This is a genomic window from Bacillus sp. IBL03825 (assembly GCF_024712505.1).
Taxonomy (GTDB): domain Bacteria; phylum Bacillota; class Bacilli; order Bacillales; family Bacillaceae_G; genus Bacillus_A; species Bacillus_A wiedmannii.
On record NZ_JAMXKE010000001.1, the window covers coordinates 4,630,713 to 4,651,439 of the forward strand.

At 37.4% G+C, this 20,727-nt stretch carries 23 protein-coding genes; 7 read left to right on the plus strand and 16 right to left on the minus strand.

Features of this window, described 5'->3' with window-relative positions; all coding sequences use genetic code 11:
* Window positions 1–32 precede the first annotated feature (32 nt).
* Together NHG49_RS23785 and NHG49_RS23790 are read right to left on the minus strand one after the other, a co-directional pair.
* Window positions 33–542, minus strand: coding sequence for a DUF84 family protein (locus NHG49_RS23785; RefSeq protein ID WP_064474543.1), 510 nt, complete (start codon window positions 540–542; stop codon window positions 33–35).
* A 132-nt stretch (window positions 543–674) separates the two neighbouring features.
* A complete protein-coding gene (locus NHG49_RS23790; RefSeq protein WP_064475080.1) occupies window positions 675–1,748 on the minus strand; it encodes a M42 family metallopeptidase in 1,074 nt (357 codons plus the stop codon).
* A 148-nt stretch (window positions 1,749–1,896) separates the two neighbouring features.
* On the opposite strand from NHG49_RS23790, the gene NHG49_RS23795 reads away from it, so the two are divergent.
* The gene (locus NHG49_RS23795) at window positions 1,897–2,208 is read left to right on the plus strand and encodes a PepSY domain-containing protein (protein ID WP_000118541.1); all 312 of its coding nucleotides are present in this window, start codon (window positions 1,897–1,899) and stop codon (window positions 2,206–2,208) included.
* 149 nt (window positions 2,209–2,357) lie between these two features.
* Here the strand turns inward: NHG49_RS23795 and NHG49_RS23800 are convergent, their stop codons facing one another.
* A complete protein-coding gene (locus NHG49_RS23800; protein ID WP_064474542.1) occupies window positions 2,358–3,212 on the minus strand; it encodes a YtnP family quorum-quenching lactonase in 855 nt (284 codons plus the stop codon).
* 69 nt (window positions 3,213–3,281) lie between these two features.
* Window positions 3,282–3,935 (minus strand): tRNA (guanosine(46)-N7)-methyltransferase TrmB, encoded by a 654-nt coding sequence (gene trmB, locus NHG49_RS23805; RefSeq protein WP_063262108.1) that lies wholly within the window; start codon window positions 3,933–3,935, stop codon window positions 3,282–3,284.
* A gap of 228 nt (window positions 3,936–4,163) precedes the next feature.
* On the opposite strand from trmB, the gene NHG49_RS23810 reads away from it, so the two are divergent.
* On the plus strand, window positions 4,164–4,442 hold the full coding sequence (locus NHG49_RS23810) for a YtzH-like family protein (RefSeq protein ID WP_001122236.1): 279 nt from the start codon (window positions 4,164–4,166) through the stop codon (window positions 4,440–4,442).
* A 3-nt stretch (window positions 4,443–4,445) separates the two neighbouring features.
* On the opposite strand, the gene NHG49_RS23815 is transcribed toward NHG49_RS23810, so the two are convergent.
* The 4 genes from NHG49_RS23815 to pepV form a co-directional block, all read right to left on the minus strand.
* Window positions 4,446–5,243 (minus strand): phosphotransferase family protein, encoded by a 798-nt coding sequence (locus tag NHG49_RS23815; RefSeq protein ID WP_002008769.1) that lies wholly within the window; start codon window positions 5,241–5,243, stop codon window positions 4,446–4,448.
* 227 nt (window positions 5,244–5,470) lie between these two features.
* Entirely contained in the window at window positions 5,471–7,612 is a 2,142-nt protein-coding gene (gene pulA / locus NHG49_RS23820) for a type I pullulanase (protein WP_064474541.1), read from the minus strand.
* Window positions 7,613–7,749: 137 nt separating this feature from the next.
* Window positions 7,750–8,295, minus strand: a complete 546-nt coding sequence (thpR, locus tag NHG49_RS23825; RefSeq protein ID WP_064474540.1) for an RNA 2',3'-cyclic phosphodiesterase — start codon at window positions 8,293–8,295, stop codon at window positions 7,750–7,752.
* A gap of 219 nt (window positions 8,296–8,514) precedes the next feature.
* Window positions 8,515–9,921 (minus strand): dipeptidase PepV, encoded by a 1,407-nt coding sequence (pepV, locus tag NHG49_RS23830; RefSeq protein WP_064474539.1) that lies wholly within the window; start codon window positions 9,919–9,921, stop codon window positions 8,515–8,517.
* Window positions 9,922–10,278: 357 nt separating this feature from the next.
* On the opposite strand from pepV, the gene NHG49_RS23835 reads away from it, so the two are divergent.
* Window positions 10,279–10,500 carry a DeoR family transcriptional regulator gene (locus NHG49_RS23835; RefSeq protein ID WP_000805512.1) on the plus strand — a complete coding sequence of 74 codons (222 nt, stop codon included), beginning with the start codon at window positions 10,279–10,281 and terminating at the stop codon, window positions 10,498–10,500.
* Between the two features lie 81 nt (window positions 10,501–10,581).
* Here NHG49_RS23835 and NHG49_RS23840 read toward each other — a convergent pair whose 3' ends face one another.
* Window positions 10,582–11,310: a pseudouridine synthase gene (locus tag NHG49_RS23840; protein ID WP_001234944.1), complete on the minus strand. Its 729-nt coding sequence runs from the start codon at window positions 11,308–11,310 to the stop codon at window positions 10,582–10,584.
* A gap of 41 nt (window positions 11,311–11,351) precedes the next feature.
* Window positions 11,352–13,004: a putative polysaccharide biosynthesis protein gene (locus NHG49_RS23845; RefSeq protein ID WP_258126593.1), complete on the minus strand. Its 1,653-nt coding sequence runs from the start codon at window positions 13,002–13,004 to the stop codon at window positions 11,352–11,354.
* Window positions 13,005–13,269: 265 nt separating this feature from the next.
* Here NHG49_RS23845 and NHG49_RS23850 point away from each other — a divergent pair, with 265 nt between their 5' ends.
* Together NHG49_RS23850 and NHG49_RS23855 are read left to right on the plus strand one after the other, a co-directional pair.
* Window positions 13,270–14,541, plus strand: coding sequence for a BaiN/RdsA family NAD(P)/FAD-dependent oxidoreductase (locus NHG49_RS23850; protein WP_000558876.1), 1,272 nt, complete (start codon window positions 13,270–13,272; stop codon window positions 14,539–14,541).
* Window positions 14,542–14,783: 242 nt separating this feature from the next.
* Window positions 14,784–16,220 (plus strand): MDR family MFS transporter, encoded by a 1,437-nt coding sequence (locus NHG49_RS23855; protein WP_064474537.1) that lies wholly within the window; start codon window positions 14,784–14,786, stop codon window positions 16,218–16,220.
* A gap of 32 nt (window positions 16,221–16,252) precedes the next feature.
* On the opposite strand, the gene NHG49_RS23860 is transcribed toward NHG49_RS23855, so the two are convergent.
* Together NHG49_RS23860 and NHG49_RS23865 are read right to left on the minus strand one after the other, a co-directional pair.
* Window positions 16,253–16,576 carry an ArsR/SmtB family transcription factor gene (locus NHG49_RS23860; RefSeq protein ID WP_000098837.1) on the minus strand — a complete coding sequence of 108 codons (324 nt, stop codon included), beginning with the start codon at window positions 16,574–16,576 and terminating at the stop codon, window positions 16,253–16,255.
* A complete protein-coding gene (locus tag NHG49_RS23865) occupies window positions 16,577–17,008 on the minus strand; it encodes an SRPBCC family protein (RefSeq protein ID WP_064474536.1) in 432 nt (143 codons plus the stop codon).
* Window positions 17,009–17,432: 424 nt separating this feature from the next.
* Between NHG49_RS23865 and NHG49_RS23870 the strand changes: the two genes are divergently transcribed.
* Entirely contained in the window at window positions 17,433–17,660 is a 228-nt protein-coding gene (locus NHG49_RS23870; RefSeq protein ID WP_033659785.1) for a DUF3973 domain-containing protein, read from the plus strand.
* Between the two features lie 34 nt (window positions 17,661–17,694).
* On the opposite strand, the gene NHG49_RS23875 is transcribed toward NHG49_RS23870, so the two are convergent.
* Window positions 17,695–17,877, minus strand: a complete 183-nt coding sequence (locus NHG49_RS23875) for a sporulation protein Cse60 (RefSeq protein WP_000621751.1) — start codon at window positions 17,875–17,877, stop codon at window positions 17,695–17,697.
* A 1-nt stretch (window position 17,878) separates the two neighbouring features.
* Window positions 17,879–18,115 (minus strand): DUF2553 family protein, encoded by a 237-nt coding sequence (locus tag NHG49_RS23880; protein WP_000533808.1) that lies wholly within the window; start codon window positions 18,113–18,115, stop codon window positions 17,879–17,881.
* 255 nt (window positions 18,116–18,370) lie between these two features.
* Between NHG49_RS23880 and NHG49_RS23885 the strand changes: the two genes are divergently transcribed.
* Window positions 18,371–18,865: a CarD family transcriptional regulator gene (locus NHG49_RS23885; protein WP_000451449.1), complete on the plus strand. Its 495-nt coding sequence runs from the start codon at window positions 18,371–18,373 to the stop codon at window positions 18,863–18,865.
* A 196-nt stretch (window positions 18,866–19,061) separates the two neighbouring features.
* Here the strand turns inward: NHG49_RS23885 and NHG49_RS23890 are convergent, their stop codons facing one another.
* Both NHG49_RS23890 and glcU read right to left on the minus strand, forming a co-directional pair.
* Complete coding sequence (locus NHG49_RS23890) at window positions 19,062–19,847, minus strand: glucose 1-dehydrogenase (protein WP_064474535.1); 786 nt, start codon at window positions 19,845–19,847, stop codon at window positions 19,062–19,064.
* A 13-nt stretch (window positions 19,848–19,860) separates the two neighbouring features.
* Complete coding sequence (gene glcU, locus NHG49_RS23895; protein ID WP_064474534.1) at window positions 19,861–20,718, minus strand: glucose uptake protein GlcU; 858 nt, start codon at window positions 20,716–20,718, stop codon at window positions 19,861–19,863.
* Between the last annotated feature and the right edge of the window lie 9 nt (window positions 20,719–20,727).

The following is a 20,727-nucleotide window of genomic DNA, read 5'->3' on the forward strand; positions in this document are numbered from 1 at the left end:
TATACTACCATACATCGCGTATGGTGCAAGGTTTATGCTTGCTTTTCATCATACTTATATTGCCCAACAAGTAACTTAACAACGTGTACAAATAATTCCGTGCGGTCGACATAATCATCTGTAAAAATACCAATCGCACCTTCGTGACTACCAATATCTTTTCTCTGTACAAACTCTTCCATCACTTCACTTAACTCCTTGCCCTCTTCAAGAGGTGCTAAAAAATCATCTGGTAACGTAATACGTGCACCGCCTGCAACGAATATTTTACCGGCACTTGTTGCTAGCGCGCCCCAGTTACACATAAATAAACCGTGCTCCGTTTTCATTACGCCGCCTTCTAATCCAATACCAATTTGAGCTTCTCCTTCTTGTAGCGCTCGCTTCGCTCTATTAACCGCTCCTTGCATCGTCTCTTCATCTGTAAACGGCTGGTTTGCTACCCCTGAAGGAACAGAAAGAGATGTAATTGTAGCATCTTTCCAAACCTTCTCCACAGCACCAACTTTCGTTTTATTCTTCGATCCAACTACTACTTTCATTTCGTTCACCTCTATATACATTCATCATCTTACCTTAATCAAATTACTCTTTATACATGGGAGCACGGCCACCACTCATCGATAGGGTATCTCTCCCACCTAAAAAAAGAAAGGCTCTTCAGCCCTTCTTCTCTACGCGTTATTCTTAATTGTCTCTAACGTCGTTTTATCCGTTGCTCTTACAAGCTTCGTAATAAGTTCTTTTGCTGCCGCATAATCATCAACATGTAAAATAGAAGCATGTGTATGAATGTAACGTGCGCAAACACCAATTACTGCTGATGGGATACCTGAGTTACTTGTATGTACACGGCCCGCATCTGTACCACCTTGTGAAATAAAGTATTGGTACGGAATGTTGTGTGTTTCTGCTGTATCTAAAATGAATTCGCGCATTCCTCTATGCGTTACCATCGTACGATCATAAATACGAAGAAGAGCACCTTTTCCTAATTGACCGAACTGTGTTTTATCACCAGATGCATCGTTTGCTGGACTTGCATCAAGCGCATAGAAAATGTCTGGTTGAATCATATTTGCAGCAGTTTGTGCACCGCGAAGACCAACTTCTTCTTGTACAGTCGCACCAGAGTATAATGTGTTTGGTAATGTTTCGTCTTTTAATTCTTTTAATAATTCGATTGCAAGGCCACATCCGTAACGGTTGTCCCAAGCTTTCGCCATAATTTTCTTTTCATTTGCCATCGGCGTAAACGGACAGATTGGCACGATTTGTTGTCCTGGTTTTACACCAATCTCAATCGCATCTTCGTAGCTATCTGCACCTATATCAATTAACATATTTTTTATATCCATCGGTTTTGCACGTTGCGCGTCACTTAATAAATGAGGAGGAATAGAACCAACAACCCCAATAACAGGACCATTCTTCGTCATAACTTGTACACGTTGCGCTAATAACACTTGACTCCACCAGCCGCCTAACGTTTGAAAACGAAGCATCCCGTTTTTCGTAATTTGCGTAACCATGAAACCTACTTCATCCATATGACCAGCTACAAGAACACGTGGGCCAGTTTCGTCCCCTTTTTTCAGACCAAATACGCTACCTAAACCGTCTTGCACAATTTCATCCGCATATTTGCTTAATTCTTGCTTCATAAAACGGCGTACATCATGTTCGAATCCTGATGCACCTTGTAATTCTGTTAACGTACGAAATAAATGTAATGTCTCTTTATTCACGAAGTCCCCTTCTTTCAAACCTTAGTAGAATACCTCTTTTATTGTAACGAAATTTTCGAAATGTTTCTAGTTTCTTCTTTTTTAGCTGTATTTGATTTATAATTATTATTGGTACACTATTTTTATTTTATAGAATTGAGGTGAATATATGAGCTGGAAAGGTTTAGTTGCAGGTCTTGGCGTTGGTTTCGCAGCTGGTTATCTTGTTGCAAACAAAGTACAAGAACAATCCCATATTTCTTCAGAAAAAGCATTGAAAATGGTGAAACAAGCATTAAGTCATAAAGGTGAAATTACTGGCTCTTGGGTACATATGGTTCCAGAGACATTTGAAAAATATGATGTCGCATACGAAGTTTATCGTGGCGGTCTTACAACGATGTTAGATGATATACAAGAACGATTTGAATTTTTAGTTGATGCTAAAACAGGTACTGTTTTAGAGGTTATAGCAGCATAAAAAGGAGGGTTCCCATTAGGTGAACCTCTTATTTTTTAATTGTGGATAGTAATTGAAATTATATCGGCGATTTTCCGAATATATCGACTTACCGACAAAAAACGAAAAGGAGACTGCTCCAACAGACTGCTGGAACAACCTCCCCTTTTTTATGCTTCTACACTCGTTTTCCGCTCTATTTTTTCTACAATATGCCCTTCCTCATTCCATTTTACTGCACGGTAATATGCGTCATGATAAAACGTAAACCAAGCATCGTTTTCAGCGCCGTACTTCATCCACTTTTGCTTATTTTCAATCGATGTCATCGGATAATCGTCGTAGGCCATCACCCATAGTACATTTTGATGTGCGTGCGTCGGCAATAGGTCTGCTAAATGAAGCATCGTTTCACCTTTGCTTTCTAAAGCAATAACTGCATGTCCATCACTATGACCACCTGTATGCGCCATTTTTATTTCATCCGTAATTTCTATTTCTTGCTGGAATGTAACAACTTGATCTACAATCGGCTCCCAATTTTCCTTCCAATATGTATTGCGCGACCTGATATTTGGGTTCCTCATTTCATTCCATTCTGTTTCGCTTACATACACTTTTGCATTCGGAAACGATGGTACAAGGTGATCACCTTCCCATTTCGTTAAACCAGATGCATGATCAAAATGCAGGTGTGTCATTAAGACGTACTGAATATCTTCAGGTTTTAAATCTAGTTTTTCTAATGATTTATAAACCGATGACTCTTCTGTTACACCTTGATTTCGCTTCATCTTCTCATTCAATTTACCATTCCCTATTCCGGAATCAATGAGCATATTACCGTCTTTCGTTTGCAAAAGTAACGGATCTGTTCGTAAATAAATATGATTTGTATCATTATGTTTATATTTACGTGACCAAAGTACTTTCGGTACAACACCAAACATTGCTCCTCCATCTAAATGTGTGTTCCCGCCTTTTAACCACGTCACTTTTATATCTCCAATTTGTAACTGTTCCATTTTTCATCCCCCTTTCCTTTCAATATTAACATAAAATTCCGATTATTTTAGTTACAAAAAACCTATGCATTACTGCATAGGCTCTGTGCGATATTTTGCTTCAACTCGGTAAATACGATGACCTTTACTTGAGAATTTCTCTTCGTATTCTGTCATAATGTTTCCTTCATAATCACTATTATGAAGATCTAGGCTCAGGTAAGTTAATAACATACCATACTCAGCCATACTCATTAGAGAGTATTCAAATAAACCTTGATTATCTGTTTTGAAATGAATTTCTCCGCCTTCTACTAACACTTCTTCATAATTGCGTAAAAACGTTTTATACGTTAAACGACGCTTCGTATGGCGTTTCTTTGGCCATGGATCTGAGAAGTTTAAATAAACGCGATCAATCTCACCTTTTGCAAAGAAAACTGTTAAATCTTCAGCATCTTTATTAATTAACTTTAAGTTCGGTACTTCTTCTTCAATTAATTTATCAAGTGCATCTACAACAACACTTGTGAATTTTTCAATTCCAATATAATTAATATGTGGGTTTGCTTTTGCCATATCATACATAAAGCGGCCACGACCTGTACCTACTTCAATATGAATTGGTTGTTCATTTCCAAATACTTCTTTCCAGTTACCAGCGCGCTCCTCTGGGTTTCCGATTACGATATGTGAATACTCATTAATTCGATCCATTGCATATGGTTTATGTCTTAAACGCATAGATGTCTCCCTCTCTTTACATAGCTATTTTAAAGGAATAATTCCTTCTCTCTGTTTTAATCAATCTCCCAAACAAAAAACCAAGTACGTACGAGCACTCGGTCCGTTTCTTTCAAGTATAAGATGTACCATTTTGATAAAAACTACATACAGCATTAAACATTCCATGACGAAACAGCTTTTTCTCGTACATTTGAAGAGAAAAACAATCGAAAGGATGATCCGTTCATGCCAATTAATCAACAACATCAATTAGAAGTGCTGAAAGATATTTTAGTCAATCACCAAAGTGATTGTTGCGGGACAGTTTCTGAATGCGAGCAATTAGAGCGTCTCATTCAATCGTTACTCGCAAACGATAGTATAAGTAGTGACGCTAAAGCAATGCTAAACGATGTATATTCTTATAGTCAATCGGGTAAATCTTCCTCTAATTTGGACAACCACATTTCCAATAATCAAGAACAACTTACTCAGTGGATTGCTGGAATGGACAATTTTTCTTAAGTATTACTCTGAAGCAAGTAGTTGCTGTAAATATTGATGCCAATATTCAGCTTCTGCTTGCTGTTTTTTTGTTGTGTGCCATTGCATAGACAAAATCGTTTGTGCTATTACGTACCATCTCATACGCCTAAGCAGCGATTCATCCATTTCAATATCATAATATTCGAGCCACTCGCTCCATTCATGGCGCGGAATGTACCAATATAATAACATACCGAGGTCTAGAGCTGGGTCAGCAATTACGGCTCCATCCCAATCAATTAAAAACAACTCATCTTCATCCGACAATATCCAGTTGTTATGGTTCACATCACAATGGCATACAACGAATTCATTGTATTCAATATCTTTTAATGAATCCATTAAATATTGAAGGCCTTGCTGAATTGTTTCATCATCCCTTATATCTCCTCTTAAAACAAGTTGCAGTTGTTGTAATAACTCTTGTGCGTGAAGCGGCTGCTTCCCAAGTCTTTGAATCATCTGTACAAGTGCTTTAGAGGAGTGTATTTTCTTCAAAAGTTTCGCAACACGTTCTAGTTTCATATCCTCTGGCTCTAGCTTCTGTCCCGGAAGCCATTTTTGAGCAGAAATTACATCACCGTTCGTTACCCTTCTTGTCCAAAGTAATTTTGGAACAATTCCTTCTGCTGACAATACCGCTAAAAAGGGCGATGTATTCCGCTTTAAAAATAACTTCTGTTGTCCGTTTTGCGCAATATACGCATCGCCCGTTACTCCACCAGCCGGTACAAGACTCCACTCTTTTCCTAATAATTGTTCCAACCATTCCATATTCATTACCCGTTAACAAATCCTTATCTTTTATAGTTATGAAAAGAAAAACCGCAACATTTCTACACATGTTGTGGATTCATATATTTTACTGTAAATGAAAAGAAAACTTGGCATAAGCCAAAAATTCTCTATTTTATTTTACAAAACCAGTCATAGAATGACAACTTATCAAAATCGTCACCTTTGTCAATTCTACATTTATTACATTCTCATCGTCAAGTAGCGATTTGTCACATTATCGTCAATATATACGTGCTAATCGGAGCGAGCCTAAGTTCCTTTCCTCTAAATGAAGAAATTGGCTCTATTTTCGCTTGCTTTTCGTTTACTAACACATGCCACGTTTCTTCTTTCGGAAGTTGCACCGTTTTAGCTTCTAAACCGCTATTAAATAAAACTATAATCTCTTTCCACGGTCCAAATGATTCTGCATGCTCTAGGTGATATGCAAGTACTTCTGGAGATGTTTGCAAAAAAGTCATGTGTTTTTTTATAAGGTCTGCGTTTTGTAATCGGAATGCTCTGTGCTCTTTGCGAATCGCAATTAAACCTTTTATATAGTTAACGGTCTCTATCTCTTCCTCTTTTTGATCCCAATCTAATTGATTAATTTCATCATTTGCATTATAACTATTTTCATTTCCTTGCTTCGTACGATAAAACTCTTGCCCAGCATGTAAAAAAGGAATGCCTTGCGAAAGAATCACCATTGCGCTCGCTAGAAGGTGACGTTTTTTCAAAATCTCTTCTGGCTCTTCATTACTCCGCATTAGTTTATCCCACATCGTCATATTGTCATGACATTCTACATAGTTAATGCTTTGCACAGGCTCTAGAAACAGACCTGTTTCTTTCATACTCAAAAGACTTCCCGATGCTATATACTGCAAATGATTACAGTCTACATGCCCACCAAATGCAAAACCACGCTTATTTATATGAAAGGTACTCCCTTTTATCCCATCACGAAATTGATCATTAAATTGCGCAATATGCGGCATTTTCTTTGCATTATTTAACGTTGCTTTTTCTTCAGCAGGAAGTGGTGTTTGTAGCTCCCACCCTTCTCCTAATAACAATGCATCTCGCTTTATGTTTCGCACTTCTTTTTCTATTATATTCATTGTATCAACATCTAAAATTCCCATTAAGTCAAATCGGAATCCATCAACATTGTATTCAGTAAGCCAATATAAAATAGACTCTACAATAAATTTCCTCATCATTTTCCGTTCAGATGCTATATCATTTCCGACTCCAGTCCCATTAGAAGGCATACCATCTTCACCATGACGAAAATAATATCCTGGGACAAGCTTTTCAAATGATGATAGCTCTCTTTCATACACATGATTATATACAACATCTATAATTACCCTAATGCCGTGCTCATGAAATGTTTCAATCAACTCTTTACACTCTACTATCCTGTTATACGGATCAGAGAGGTCTGTAGCATAATATCCCGTTGGCGCATTGTAATATAACGGATTGTAACCCCAATTATATGCAGAGGAAGGATTCGCCTCATCTACACCACCGAAACAATATAAAGGCAATAATTCAACATGTGTAACACCCAAATCTTTTATATAGGACAAGCCTGTTAACGTCCCATTTCGCCCTGTTGTTCCTTCTTCCATTAGCCCCTTATACGTTCCTTTTTTACTCACTCCACTGCCCTGATGAATCGTAGCATCACGAATATGCAGTTCATACAGTATGGCATCTGTCATTGCCTGTAATGGTGGTAATTGCTCTCGTTTTGTTACATTTATCTTTTCCAAATCAATAATAACGCCGTACTTCCCATTTACAGTCACTGACTTTGCGTAAGGATCCACCGCTTCATTCCATATTAAATTAATACAAACAAGAAATGTATACTTTGCTCCGGCTAAATCGCCTTGTAATGTATGAGTCCAAACCCCATTTTCTCCTCTATGCATTTCATGATCGGTATATTCTTTATCACTTTTATAAATCCTTACTTTCGCAAGCCTCGCAGTTGGAGCCCATACTTTAAATGTCGTTGCTTCTTTTTGATACACGGCTCCTAAATCTGTACCTTCGTAATAATACTTTTCATCGAAAATCACTGTTCTTATGACAGCACCTATTTGTAAATCTGTTTCTTCATTCCGTTCATCTCGTACTGTATAATACTTCCCCACATCTAGCGGCTCTTCTATAAAGCACTCATACTTCGTTGCATCCGGAAGCGCAATTGTATGAGAAATCGGTAAATCTTTCACGTTACTTCCTTCTTGCAAACGAAATGTCCGGCTTGTTCCATACGCATGTGGGAGCAAAATTGTAATTTTATTCATTTCATCTAAATAGGCATCAAATGGACGTTTTACTTTCAACATAAAAAAATCACCATCATTCTTAAAGTTAAATGAAACGAGCTGCAAATGATAAGGCTTTTCTTATCAGTAAGGCTCTATACAGTAACACATTATTCTCTATAGTATATTCACCTGTATAAAAAACGTTTTCATACATTCTATTTTTGTAATTTTATTTCAGCAATCGCTTTATACTTCGGTGTCTCCTTTACGTGAGATTCGTATAAAGTAATCGTATCCGCTTGAAATGATATTTCAGGCACTTCCTTTATATGTTCTAAATCAAACTTCTCTTCTCCTACCCATTTGCGAGCAACAGTAATATGTGGATGATACGGGCGCGTTTCTAAAGAAAATCCATTCTCTTCACAAATAGCATGTACTTGTTTTTGTAACTGGAACAAATCGGGATTCTCGCTTACCTTCGACCAAAAAATACGTGGCCTATCTTCCATACCGAACGTTGAAAATCCTTGTAATGTGAACGATAGTTCTTTCGTTTCTGTAAGTGTTTGTAATCCATTCTTTATTCCTTCTAATTGTTCCTCTGTCGCACTACCTAAAAATGAAAGGGTAATATGATAGTCTTCTTTATGTACCCATGAACGAAATGGTAATTCCTCCTGCATTTCTTCTTTATAGTTAGACAGCACTTCTTTTATATGATTTGGTAACTTAATCGCGACAAAATAATGCAGCTCCATGTACATCTTCTCCTTCTTTCTATTGTTGCTTTTCTTTCTTATCTCATTCAATTAAAAAGAATCAAACTTCTCTAAAAGTCTAACCAAGTTAAGGTCGCGTTAATAAATGAAATTATATCGACATTTCGACAAGGAATATCGACTTAACAACAAACGATGCGTAACAGAAAACCGTCCCAAAACATGTATTGGGACGGCCTCTTCTTATTTATATATCCATTACTTCGCTAATTCATGAATTGCTTGCGCGTAAATTGCTGTCGCTTTTAATAAGTCTTCAATTTCAATGTACTCGTCTTTTTGATGTGCAAGTTCTTCTTTTCCAGGGAACAACGGACCAAATGCAACGCCAGCTTTCAATGAACGAGCGTAAGTACCGCCGCCAATCGCTAATAGCTCTGCTTTTTCACCTGTTTGTTCTTCGTATACGCGCTGCAACGTACGAATTAATACGTGGTCTTTATCAACGTGATGCGGGCGAGAGTTCGAATAGTCTGCTACTGCAAATCCATGAATACCAACATATCCTTTTAACTTCGTGATCATTTCTTCAAAGTTAGTCGTAACTGGATAACGTACATTTAATCCTAAATTACCACCCTTTTCTTTCGTATAAGAAAGTCGACCAACATTCACTGTTAATGGTCCGCTAATATCGTCTTTATAAGAAATACCAGCGTTCTCTCCTAAAATATCTCCTGTAAATGTTTCTGTTACAAACGATGCAAACGAAGCACCTTTTCCATCAAGAGCGACTTTCGTTAAGAAGTTTGCCAGTAATAAACCTGCATTCTCGCCCTTCTCCGGAGTAGATCCGTGAGCTGAAACCCCTTTAATTTGCAACGTCACCGTATTACCTTCTACAATTGCTTCACCTATTTTTTTAGCAGTTTGTAAATACTCTTCATATGCTACTGTAAGAGCATTTACATCTTCTCCTGTAATAATCGCTTCTGCAAAATCAGGAACCATATTTAAACGGCGACCTGATTCAAATGAAACAAGTTCATATGTACCTTTCTTCTCTTCACTACCACTTTGCACAACTTGTATATCAGAAATTCCTTTTTCTGCATTAATAATTGGAAAGTCTGCGTCTGGCGCAAAACCGATTGTTGGCATTTCTTCGTTTTTAAAGTAGTGATCTACACATTTCCAATTGCTTTCCTCATCTGTTCCTAAAATCATACGAACGCGTTTTGAAAGAGGTAAACCTAATTCTTTCACAATCTTCATCGCATAATAAGCTGCCATCGTTGGGCCTTTATCGTCAATTGCACCACGTGCAAAAATCTTTCCATCGCGAATATCTGCACTGTATGCAGGAGTCGTCCAGCCATCTCCTTCTGGTACAACGTCAACGTGACAAAGAATACCTAGTAAATCTTCTCCTTGTCCCATTTCAAGATGACCTGCATATCCTTCTAAATTTTTAGAAGTAAAACCTTCAGTTTCCCCTTTATGTAACATGAAAGATAAAGCTTTTTCTACACCTTCACCGAATGGTGCGCCCTCTTTCGCCGATTCTTCTTCCCATACACTTTTAATTTGTAAAAATTGTTGCGTATCACGAATTAAATCATCTTTTCGTTTTGCAACTTCTTCTGTCCAATTAATCGCTGACATCACGCATCCATCCTTCACTATATTGTTTCTTTCATCATAACAAACCGAAATCTCTTATGCCATACACGAAAACTAAATACCGAACAATTGTAATATTTCAGATATTTCTCATTAGTTTTTCTTTTATTTTTTCAAAAAAATTTGCAGGAATTTGGCGTTTTACGTAGAATTTTATGATTTAGTTGACTGACCATATATACAATGTCAACTACCAATATTTTTCTATATGAATATTTGTTAAACTTTTGTAAAATTTAAGTAGATTAAAGCATGAATTTTATCATGTAGAGTACAATGGTAGTAACGACCTTCTTTCCTGAATGGGGTCAAAAAAACTAGTAGAGGAGTGGTTTTCTCTTGAAACCTACAACTACTCGTATGCTAACACGCATTAAATCAATTTATATGTACATCAATGAAAACGGAACGGTAACGACGAAAGACCTTGTAGATGAGTTCGGGATCACACCGCGAACGATACAACGTGATCTAAATGTGTTGCAGTTTAATGAACTCGTGTATAGCCCTTGCCGCGGTAAGTGGACAACAACAGGAAAGAAAGTGAGAATGACCTCATAATGAAAAAATAATTGTATGTAAATAAATACATACCCCTTTCTAACTCATTAGAAAGGGGTCTTTTCTGCGCCAAAAACAGCACTATTTCTCAGTATCTACTTGATATGTTTTTAACATTTCTACTTCTTCATCTGATAGCTCTCGGTATTGTCCAAGTTCTAGCTCTTCATCTAATACTAATGGTCCCATCTCTGTTCTCTTTAGGTAGACTACTTTTTTCCCTACCGCTTCAAACATACGCTTCACTTGATGGAACTTTCCTTCTGTAATCACAAGCTCGATTTCAGAAATCTCATCGCTTTTTAATATTGTAAGTGCACCTGGCTTTGTTTCATAGCCATCATCTAAAATAACACCTTTAGCAAACTCTTTTACATCCTCTTCTGTTACTACTCCTGCAACGTGTGCATAATATTTTTTCGGCACATGCTTTTTCGGAGATAACAATTGATGTGATAACTTCCCGTCATTTGTTATTAATAAGAAACCTTCCGTATCAATATCAAGTCGTCCAACTGGGAACGGATCAAAGATTGCATCTTCTAACTCTAATAAATCTATTACCGTTTCATGATTATCATCTTCCGTCGCTGAAATAACGCCTTGTGGTTTATGCAACATTAAATAAACAAACTCTTTATATTCCACAACTTCTCCGTGAATCATAACTTCTTGCTCTTCTACATTTACATGAACCTTCGCATCTTTCACTGGCGTTCCGTCAATTTTTACAACGCCGTCTTTCAATAATTTCTTTACTTCTTTTCTACTTCCATATCCCATATTTGCTAATAATTTATCTAATCTCACGTTTTTCACCTTCTTTATTTATCATAGAAAAGGGGACGTAATTACGCCCCTTTTGATTTCAACTTTATTTTGAATCTATTGCCAAGTTTACGTTGGATTTTCTCTAACGCTTCTCCGCCAAACACTCGTTCAAGTACTCCTGTGCGAATTGCTAACAATCCGTACACAAGACCACCAATACCTGCACAAACCACAACTGTAATAAGAGCACCCATTCGGCCATCAGACGAGATCATGAAGGACAGAATCCATTGTGATAACTTTACAGCAATGACCATTACAAGTGTTAATACTGCAATTTGGAAAGTTCTCTTATATACAACACCAAACGAATAGTGTACATGTTTTTTGATTTGTCGATTCGTATACCATACGGAAGCTAAGAATCCGACCGCTGTTGCTAAAATCGCTCCAACCGTACCGAAATAACGAATAAAGATTACGTTACATACGAATTTCAAAATAACACCCATAATAAGCGCGACAATCGCATGTTTTTGTTGATTGATTCCTTGCAGAATTGCTGCTGTTACTGTAAATAAAGCGAATAACAACGCAACCGGTGCATACCACATTAATACTTGTCCACCTAGTGAATCTGAGTCATAGAACGCAGTATAGATTGGATATGCAAGTGTTGAAATACCGACAACTGCTGGCAATGTTAAGAACATATTTGCCTGGAATGTTTGTGTAATTTGTAACTTTAAATAACGGTATTGTTTTTCAGTAAATGATTTTGTAATCGCTGGTACAAGCGTTAAACTAAACGCTGTTGCAAGCGATACAGGAATCATAATTAATTTATGCGTCCACATTGTGAAAATACCAAGCGCTCGCTCTGCGATATCACCTTGGCCAATCGCTTGCATAATTGAGTTAAATGTCAATGTATCAATTTGTTGATATAAAGGAATTGTTAACCCAATTACAACGTAAGGAATCGCATATGCAAATAATTCTTTAAATAACTGAACCGTACTCACTGTCGATTCTGGTACAGTTTGTTCAATTAAATATTGATCCAAATGTTTTTTACGTTTTAACCAGTACCAAATGAGTACACCGAGCGCTCCAACTGCTGAAACGAACGCAGCAAATGTCGCTACCCCAACTGCTGTTGCAACTGTACCGCCAAGTACTTTAATAACGATAAAACTACCCGCTAATAAAAAGACAATACGAATAATTTGTTCAATAATTTGCGAAACAGTAGTCGGTCCCATCGATTGGTGACCTTGGAAATAACCACGAATTAAACTCGCTGCTGGTACAACAATAAGTGCAAAACTTACAAGACGAATAATCGTCGTAACTTCTTCTACATTACTGTGTATACTTTGTTTACCAAGCATTGCTTCTGCAAACAGTGGCGCTGTCATGTATAGAACTAGGAACGAAAGAATTCCTGTTACTATCATCATAACCATTCCCGAGCGGAACATTCTCCGGCTCGTTTTATAATCGCCAAGCGCATTATATTTGGAAACAAATTTGGAAACAGCAAGCGGCACCCCTGCCGTTGCAATACTTAAAAAGATCGTATATGGAATGTATCCATATGTATAGAGCGTTCCGCCTTCTGTACCTACTAATGCATGAAACGGAAAGACGTAAATCATGCCTAAGAACTTTACTAAAAATGTCCCTAACGTAACAATAAGCGTTCCGCGCAGAAATTTCGAATCGGACATACAAAAATCCTCCTACATCTACATAAAGTGAAACTATAATTAGTTGAACTATTCGAGTATTTACAGGCTACCAAATACCCTTTTTATTTCTCTTATATCTTAAGGTTTTAGTCTTATTGCCCACAAATAGCAGGATAGTGCTGAACTCTAACTTTTGTATTGTACCACAATTCTCTCCTTAAGCAGTACTTCACTCTATTTTTCTTTTAAGGGAAAACATGCTATTCTTTTAGGCAGGAAATGTAGAAAATGGGGTCGATATATTATGCATTATGATGTTATTGTCATCGGCGGCGGGCCTTCTGGGCTAATGGCTGCAATCGGTGCTGCAGAAGAAGGCGCAAGTGTCTTACTTCTTGATAAAGGAAATAAACTAGGACGTAAACTTGCGATTTCTGGTGGTGGTCGTTGTAACGTAACGAACCGTCTACCACTTGATGAAATCGTTAAACATATACCAGGAAACGGTCGCTTCTTATACAGCGCTTTTTCTATTTTCAATAATGAAGATATTATTACATTCTTCGAAAAGCTTGGCGTGCAACTAAAAGAAGAAGATCATGGTCGCATGTTCCCTGTATCAAATAAAGCACAATCAGTAGTAGACGCACTTTTAACACGATTAAAAGACTTAGGTGTAAAAATCCGTACAAATACACCTGTTGAAACGATTGAATATGAGAACGGTCAAACGAAAGCAGTCGTACTACAAACTGGTGAAGTGTTAGAAACGAATCACGTCGTTATCGCTGTTGGCGGAAAATCTGTTCCTCAAACTGGTTCTACTGGAGATGGATATGCTTGGGCTGAAAAAGCTGGTCACACAATTACAGAACTATTCCCAACAGAAGTACCAATCCTTTCAAACGAACCATTTATTCGTGACCGCTCCTTACAAGGTCTTGCTTTACGCGATGTAAACTTAAGCGTATTAAACCCGAAAGGAAAAGCTATCATTTCTCACAAAATGGACATGCTCTTCACTCATTTCGGCCTATCCGGTCCTGCCGCTCTTCGTTGTAGCCAATTCGTCGTGAAAGCACTGAAAAAGTTTAAAACGAACACGATTCAAATGAGCATCGATGCATTGCCTGAAGAAAATAGTGAACAACTATTCCAGCGCATGCTGAAACAAATGAAAGAAGATCCGAAAAAAGGAATTAAAAATGTTTTAAAAGGTTATGTACCTGAACGTTACTTCCTATTCTTATTAGAAAAAAATGAAATTGACGGTAGTGAACAAGCTGGACAAGTTTCTCACGAGAAGATTCGTGCACTTGTGAAAGACTTTAAAGAGTTTACTGTGAATGTAAATGGTACGCAGTCAATTGAAAAAGCATTCGTTACTGGCGGCGGTGTATCCGTTAAAGAAATTAACCCGAAAGAAATGTCTTCTAAATTCACGAACGGCGTATATTTCTGCGGAGAAGTTCTTGATATTCACGGTTATACTGGCGGCTATAATATTACATCTGCTCTCGTTACTGGTCGAATTGCCGGAACAACAGCTGGAGAAAACGCGAAAATGCAATACTAGAAAAGAAACAGGGATTCCTGTTTCTTTTTTTATAGGTACATGAAATTATATCGGCGATTCCCCGAATTTATCAACGATTCTTCAACTTATATCGGCAATTTCCCGAATTTATCGACTTACCGACAAGAAGCGACAAATATCCGCTCCACGTAACTTCCCATTGCTTTTTTGTTGCTTTATATACCTTAGTACCTTTATATTTTATATTGTTGAATATTTGAAAAAGGGTAAGGGGAAAAAATATGAGAAAAAAAGTCATGATGTCTTTAATGCTAATGACGTTTCTTTCTGCGGTAGAAGGAACGATTGTTAGTACAGCGATCCCTCGTATAACGAGTGATTTGTCAGGCGTCGAACTTGTTAGTTGGGTATATGCAATTTATATGCTTGCAACAGCTGTTTCGACTCCAATATACGGAAAGCTAGCTGATTTATTCGGCCGTAAAAAAGTTTTACTCATCGGAGCTACAATCTTCTTAATCGGTTCTGCGCTTTGCGGAATCGTTACGTCAATGGAACAATTAATTTTCTTCCGTGCTCTTCAAGGTATAGGTGCTGGTGCTGTTATGCCGATCACAATGACGATTATTGGAGACTTATATAGCGAAGCGAGAGACCGCGCGAAAGCACAAGGTTGGATGAGTGCCGTTTGGGGTGTATCTGGTGTTATCGGACCGTTAGTAGGTGGATTTTTAGTGGATTCCCTATCTTGGCGTTATATTTTCTTCTTAAACGTTCCATTCGGAATTATCGCTTGTTTAATGATTGTAATTTACTACAAAGAATCTATTAAGCCAGCTAAACACCATATCGACTATCTTGGTGCAACAGTCTTCTCATTAAGTACGATCGCTCTACTATATGCATTATTAACAGGTAGCAGCAAGCAAAACTGGGGAGACATAACAATTATCGGCCTACTAATCTTCGCCGTCGTTTCATTCATTATTTTCTTATTTATCGAGAAAAAATCTCCGGAACCATTAATTCCGCTAGCACTTTTCTCTAACCGTACATTATCTACGATAAACATATTAACGCTTATTGCTGGCGCGATGATCATTAGTATTACAATGTACCTGCCAATTTGGAGCCAAGGTGTATTAGGAAAAAATGCGACAGAAGCCGGACTTATTTTAATGCCAATCCCTGTTATGTGGACATTTGGCGCTATTTTCTCTGGTAACTTAGTAGGAAAATTAAAAACGAAACAAATCATTTTACTTGGAGCTAGCATTTTATCAGTGGCTACGTTCTTATTATTTACATTATCAACAAATTCACCATCGTTCCTTATTTATGTAGCAGTCGGATTATTCGGATTAGGAATGGGGCTTGTGACACCAATTTATATGGTAACAATTCAAGCATCCGTACCAGCTCATACACGAGGAACAGCCGTTGGTTTAAACACATTTATTAATACATTTAGTCAAACGTTAGGTGCTGCAATCTTTGGAACAATCTTCAATACGATGATTCACGCACGCGGCATTAAAAATCTTGACCTTGTATCTGGTGGACACGGCGGAACTACAGCAAATGTAGCAACCGAATCGCAAGAGGCATTAGCATCAAGTGTACACGTCATTTATATGAGTACTTTCGTATTAGCAGTATTTACACTAATTATCGCTTGGATTTTATTAAAACCAGCTACACAAACAAGTGAGCAATAATAAAGAGGATGACCATTTCGGTCATCCTCTTTTTACTCTTCATTCTCCACAATATGTTTCAGCATGGACAATTTATTATCCCAAAAACGTTCATAATATGAGAGCCACTGTTGTAATTCCTCTAATGGTTCTGGATGCAAACGATATATCTTCTCTCTTCCGCTTTTTCTTCCGCTTACTAAATTCGCTTCTGAAAGAATATGAAGATGCTTTACAACCGCAGTACGGCTCATCGGAAAATGATCCGTTATTTTGGAAATCGGTAACTCTTTATCACTTAATAACCGTATTACTTCTCGGCGGGTTGGGTCAGCAATTGCTTGAAATACATCATATTTCGCTGCTGATGAGGACACTTAGCCTTCAACAACCTTTTTCAGTTTTTCATTTACAATCGCTACCCAGCCTCCGCTCATTCTATCGCGAATAATAGAGCTCTTCGCATTCGCTTTCGGAAGAATTTCATCAGGATGTTTCCAGCCGCCGTGAATTAACGTAAATTCTGTTTTATTATCTCCTAGGTCTTTCAGAGTAAATGAAACGACCCAGCCATCTGTATCCCATGAGAAAGATAGATGGTTTGGTGCATCAATTTCTAACACTTTACATGGTGATGGGCCAAATGGTGATTGCACATGAAATTCATGTCCTACCTCTAATACAAAATCATTCGGCATAAACCATGACGCAATCCCTTCTGCAGTTGATACTACATTCCATACTTTTTGAATAGACGCGTTAAAAACGATCGTTTGTTTAATATCAGTTAATGTATTTTGTTGTTCCATTTTCATTCTCCTTTATTCGCCAATTAAATATAACACCTTTTGGTTACACTTCGATAATATAACACCTTTTAGTTTCATGTCAACGCTAGTTATTTTTTAATGTTGAGAAATTCTCAACATTTTTTCAACAGGACAAACACCCTCTGAGCATTTCCTCATAATATACTCACAAAGGCAACAAAAAATAAAAACTTCTCTCAACATGAAACTCCATCATTCATCTTGAAAGAAGCGCCTTACGTATATCATGCGTATTTCGTCTCTCCTCCTTCCCTCAGAGACACTACGCGAGATATGAAAAATCAGAAGGAATATGCCCACCATTTGAGTAGGTAGTTATTTCTCTTCTCCTCAACATTTCCTTAGGAGCGAAATGACTACCGACTCACTTTTTTCAAACAAACATAAAAAGGGGATGAAAGCTATGTTCTATTGCATTAACTGCTCTGACATTCATCATGAAAAACATCCGAATGATAAAGTATTCAAAAACGGTTTTTATATTGATCCATTTTTAGGTGATCGTTATCACCTTGGTATGTGTACAGATGCCCAAAATCATGAAACTGGGGAGCCTCTTTTAACGACAAAGAAATTAGGCACACCCCAATCTATTATGAACGTATTACCGACACATGTCGTCCCAACATAAAACATAAAAAAGAGCTGGCTCACCCAGCTCTTTTTTATGCTTTATAAACAATCATCGCTGAAAAACAATAAATTTGGTTTTCGTCATCATTAATGGAAACACCGACTTGGTACTTAATATCTACAAAATTACTATCATCAATCTTTTTCAAAAAAACATTTACAGCGTCTTCTAAGTCTTTTTCGTGACTTTCATCAAACACTTTCACACGAATCATGTTAACACCATCCTAGATCGCAGCCCTCCGCCGCTTGATTATTGCCACGGTGCGTATCTATGATGCGATAAAATTTTCCATCTTCATATATATATCCGTCTTCTAACACATATTGTTTACCTTCAGTATAGACATAAAACTTACCTATCATAAATTTACTCGTATATAATTCCAAATAATCCGGTCTAAATTTAGCTACAACTTTATTTGTAATATCAATTCTTATTGTGCGCCCCACCTTCTCTCCCTCCTCTACAAAGAACGGATTTAGGTATATTGTATTAGCGATTTTACATTTTATGCTTAAAAATAAGTGGATATGCCTTCTTTCTTCGCCTGTACTATTTTTCAAAAAAAATCATCAATAAATAAGAGCAAAAAAATATATAAAAAAAAGAGTTTTTACTTATTGACTATAATATAAACATTATGGTATTATATAAAATTTGACATTTTTACTCATATGTGCTATCATTAAAATTGGTTACCACATATGGAGGTGGATGATTTGTTTCAAATTGGCGATAAAATCGTTTATCCAATGAACGGCGCAGGAGTCATCGAAGCCATTGAAGAGAAAGAAATATTAGGAACAACACGTCAATATTGTGTGATACGTATCATTAGTAAAGACATGCAAATAATGCTTCCTATGGATCAATTACAAAAATCAGGTATTCGTTATATCGTAGATAAAGGTACGTTAGATGGTATACTTCTTGAATTTCAAAACGGGGAATCAGACACATCACTTTCCTGGAAACAGAGATATACAATGAATATGGAAAAAATGAAAAACGGCAATCTGCAAGATAGCGCAGAAGTTGTTCGCGATTTACTTCGCCGTAATAAAGAGAGAGCATTAAATGCGAGCGAAAAACAAATGCTAGATAATGCACGCAAAATGATGATTAGCGAAGTTGCACTTGTGCAAAATGTTTCTGAACATCAAGCAACAGAATTTCTTCAAGATACAATTAATCATTAAATTTAAAATAGCCGACCGCTATTTTTTTTTTGCAGAAAAAAGGACAAAGAGATAGAGTAAAACTTTAATCAGTGGGGGTTTTGTTCATCCCCCACTAATTATCAGCTCCCACCTAACTTCTTTGCTTCCGCTGAATTTTGAGGTGGTGGTCTTACTGCCCAGCAAATAGCGGGATAAACCTCTTTGCCCTTTTATATTACCCGCGCCCTGCTTGAAACGACGGGTATAAAGTCATTCCACCATCTGCAAATAATGTAATTCCAGTTACGTAACTCGCTTCTGAGGAAGCAAGCCAAGTTGCGACTGCTGCAATTTCTTCCGGTTTTCCAATGTAGCCCATCGGTATCATACTTTCTACGTCAGCACGTTTTTTAGGATCAGCAAACTTTTCGGCATTAATTGGCGTATTTATTGCACCTGGCCCAATATTATTTACTCGAATACCTTTTGGTGCATACTCTAACGCTAACGTTTCTGTCATTAGTTTAATACCGCCCTTACTCGCCGCATAGTGCACGAATAGTGGCCACGGAATTTTCTCGTGAACACTCGACATATTAATAACAGAACCTTTAATATCATGTTCTACAAAATATTTAATCGCTTCACGGCTTCCTAAAAAAGCACCTGTTAAATTTGTATTGATTACTTTATTCCAATCCTCTAACGGCATTTCATGCGACGGGACCGCGTTTTCTATCCCTGCATTATTAATCATAACGTCAAGCGTACCAAACTCTTTCACAGCAGATTGAATGAGATTCACAACATCAGATTCAACTGTCACATCCCCTTTTACAGCAATCGCTTCTCCGCCTATTTTTTTAATTTCTTCTAATACATCATGCGCTTCTGACTCTCGTGAGCGATAGTTAATTACTACTTTTGCTTTCTCCTTAGCAAACCTTACTCCCATCGCTCTTCCAAGACCAGTTGCTGACCCTGTAATAACGACAACTTTTCCAGCTAAATCACTATACATTTCAATACCTCCTTTAACTTTTTGCAACACCTAACATAATTCCCGCCGCGATAATAAAAACGATACCGACGACAATCCCCGTTAATTGACGTTTCGTTTTCTTTTCACCTAATATAAGAATCCCGCCAAGCGTTGAAATAATAATTCCCATTTGCGATAGTGAAAAACTTGTTGCCACTCCAACACGCGGCTGCGAAATGAATAAAAACATATTACCAGCTGCCCAAATTAATCCTGGAATAATATTTCGTATTGCATATTTATTAAATGGATGATGTTTAAACGTAAGCAAAATGCCCCCTAACACCATACCAACTGCTTGTGGCAATAAAGCTGACCAACCATCTACGTTAAATAGTCTAATCACTACCACGTAAACTAAATAACCGACTGTTGAAATCAATAAAATGATAATGCCCCTTTTGAAATTCCCCGCCTGTTCTGCACTCTTTTCTTCTTCACTTTGAAGTGATGTTAAAATAACACCGATAATAATACAAATAAGAGCCAAGACGCCAAGGATGACTGATATAGTCGTGGACCACTCATGAAATACGATGACTCCAAATAAAGTCGTCGCAACTAATTGCAGTCCTGTTGAAATGGGCATCGTTCTCGAAACGCCCATTAAATCAATACTTTTTAATTGATTCGCCTGACCAAGTGCCCAAAATAAACCTGACACAATTCCAACTCCAATAACAGTAGGAGTTAATACTGGCTTCACAAAAATATAAACAGCAATTGAGAAAATAAGTGCTCCAAACGTTGTACCAAGCGTTTGACTATACGGCCCCCCGCCCAGTTTCACGTTAAATAGCACAATACTTCCCCAAAATATAGCCGGTAAAATCGCTAAAAGTATGTCCATCGCTCATTA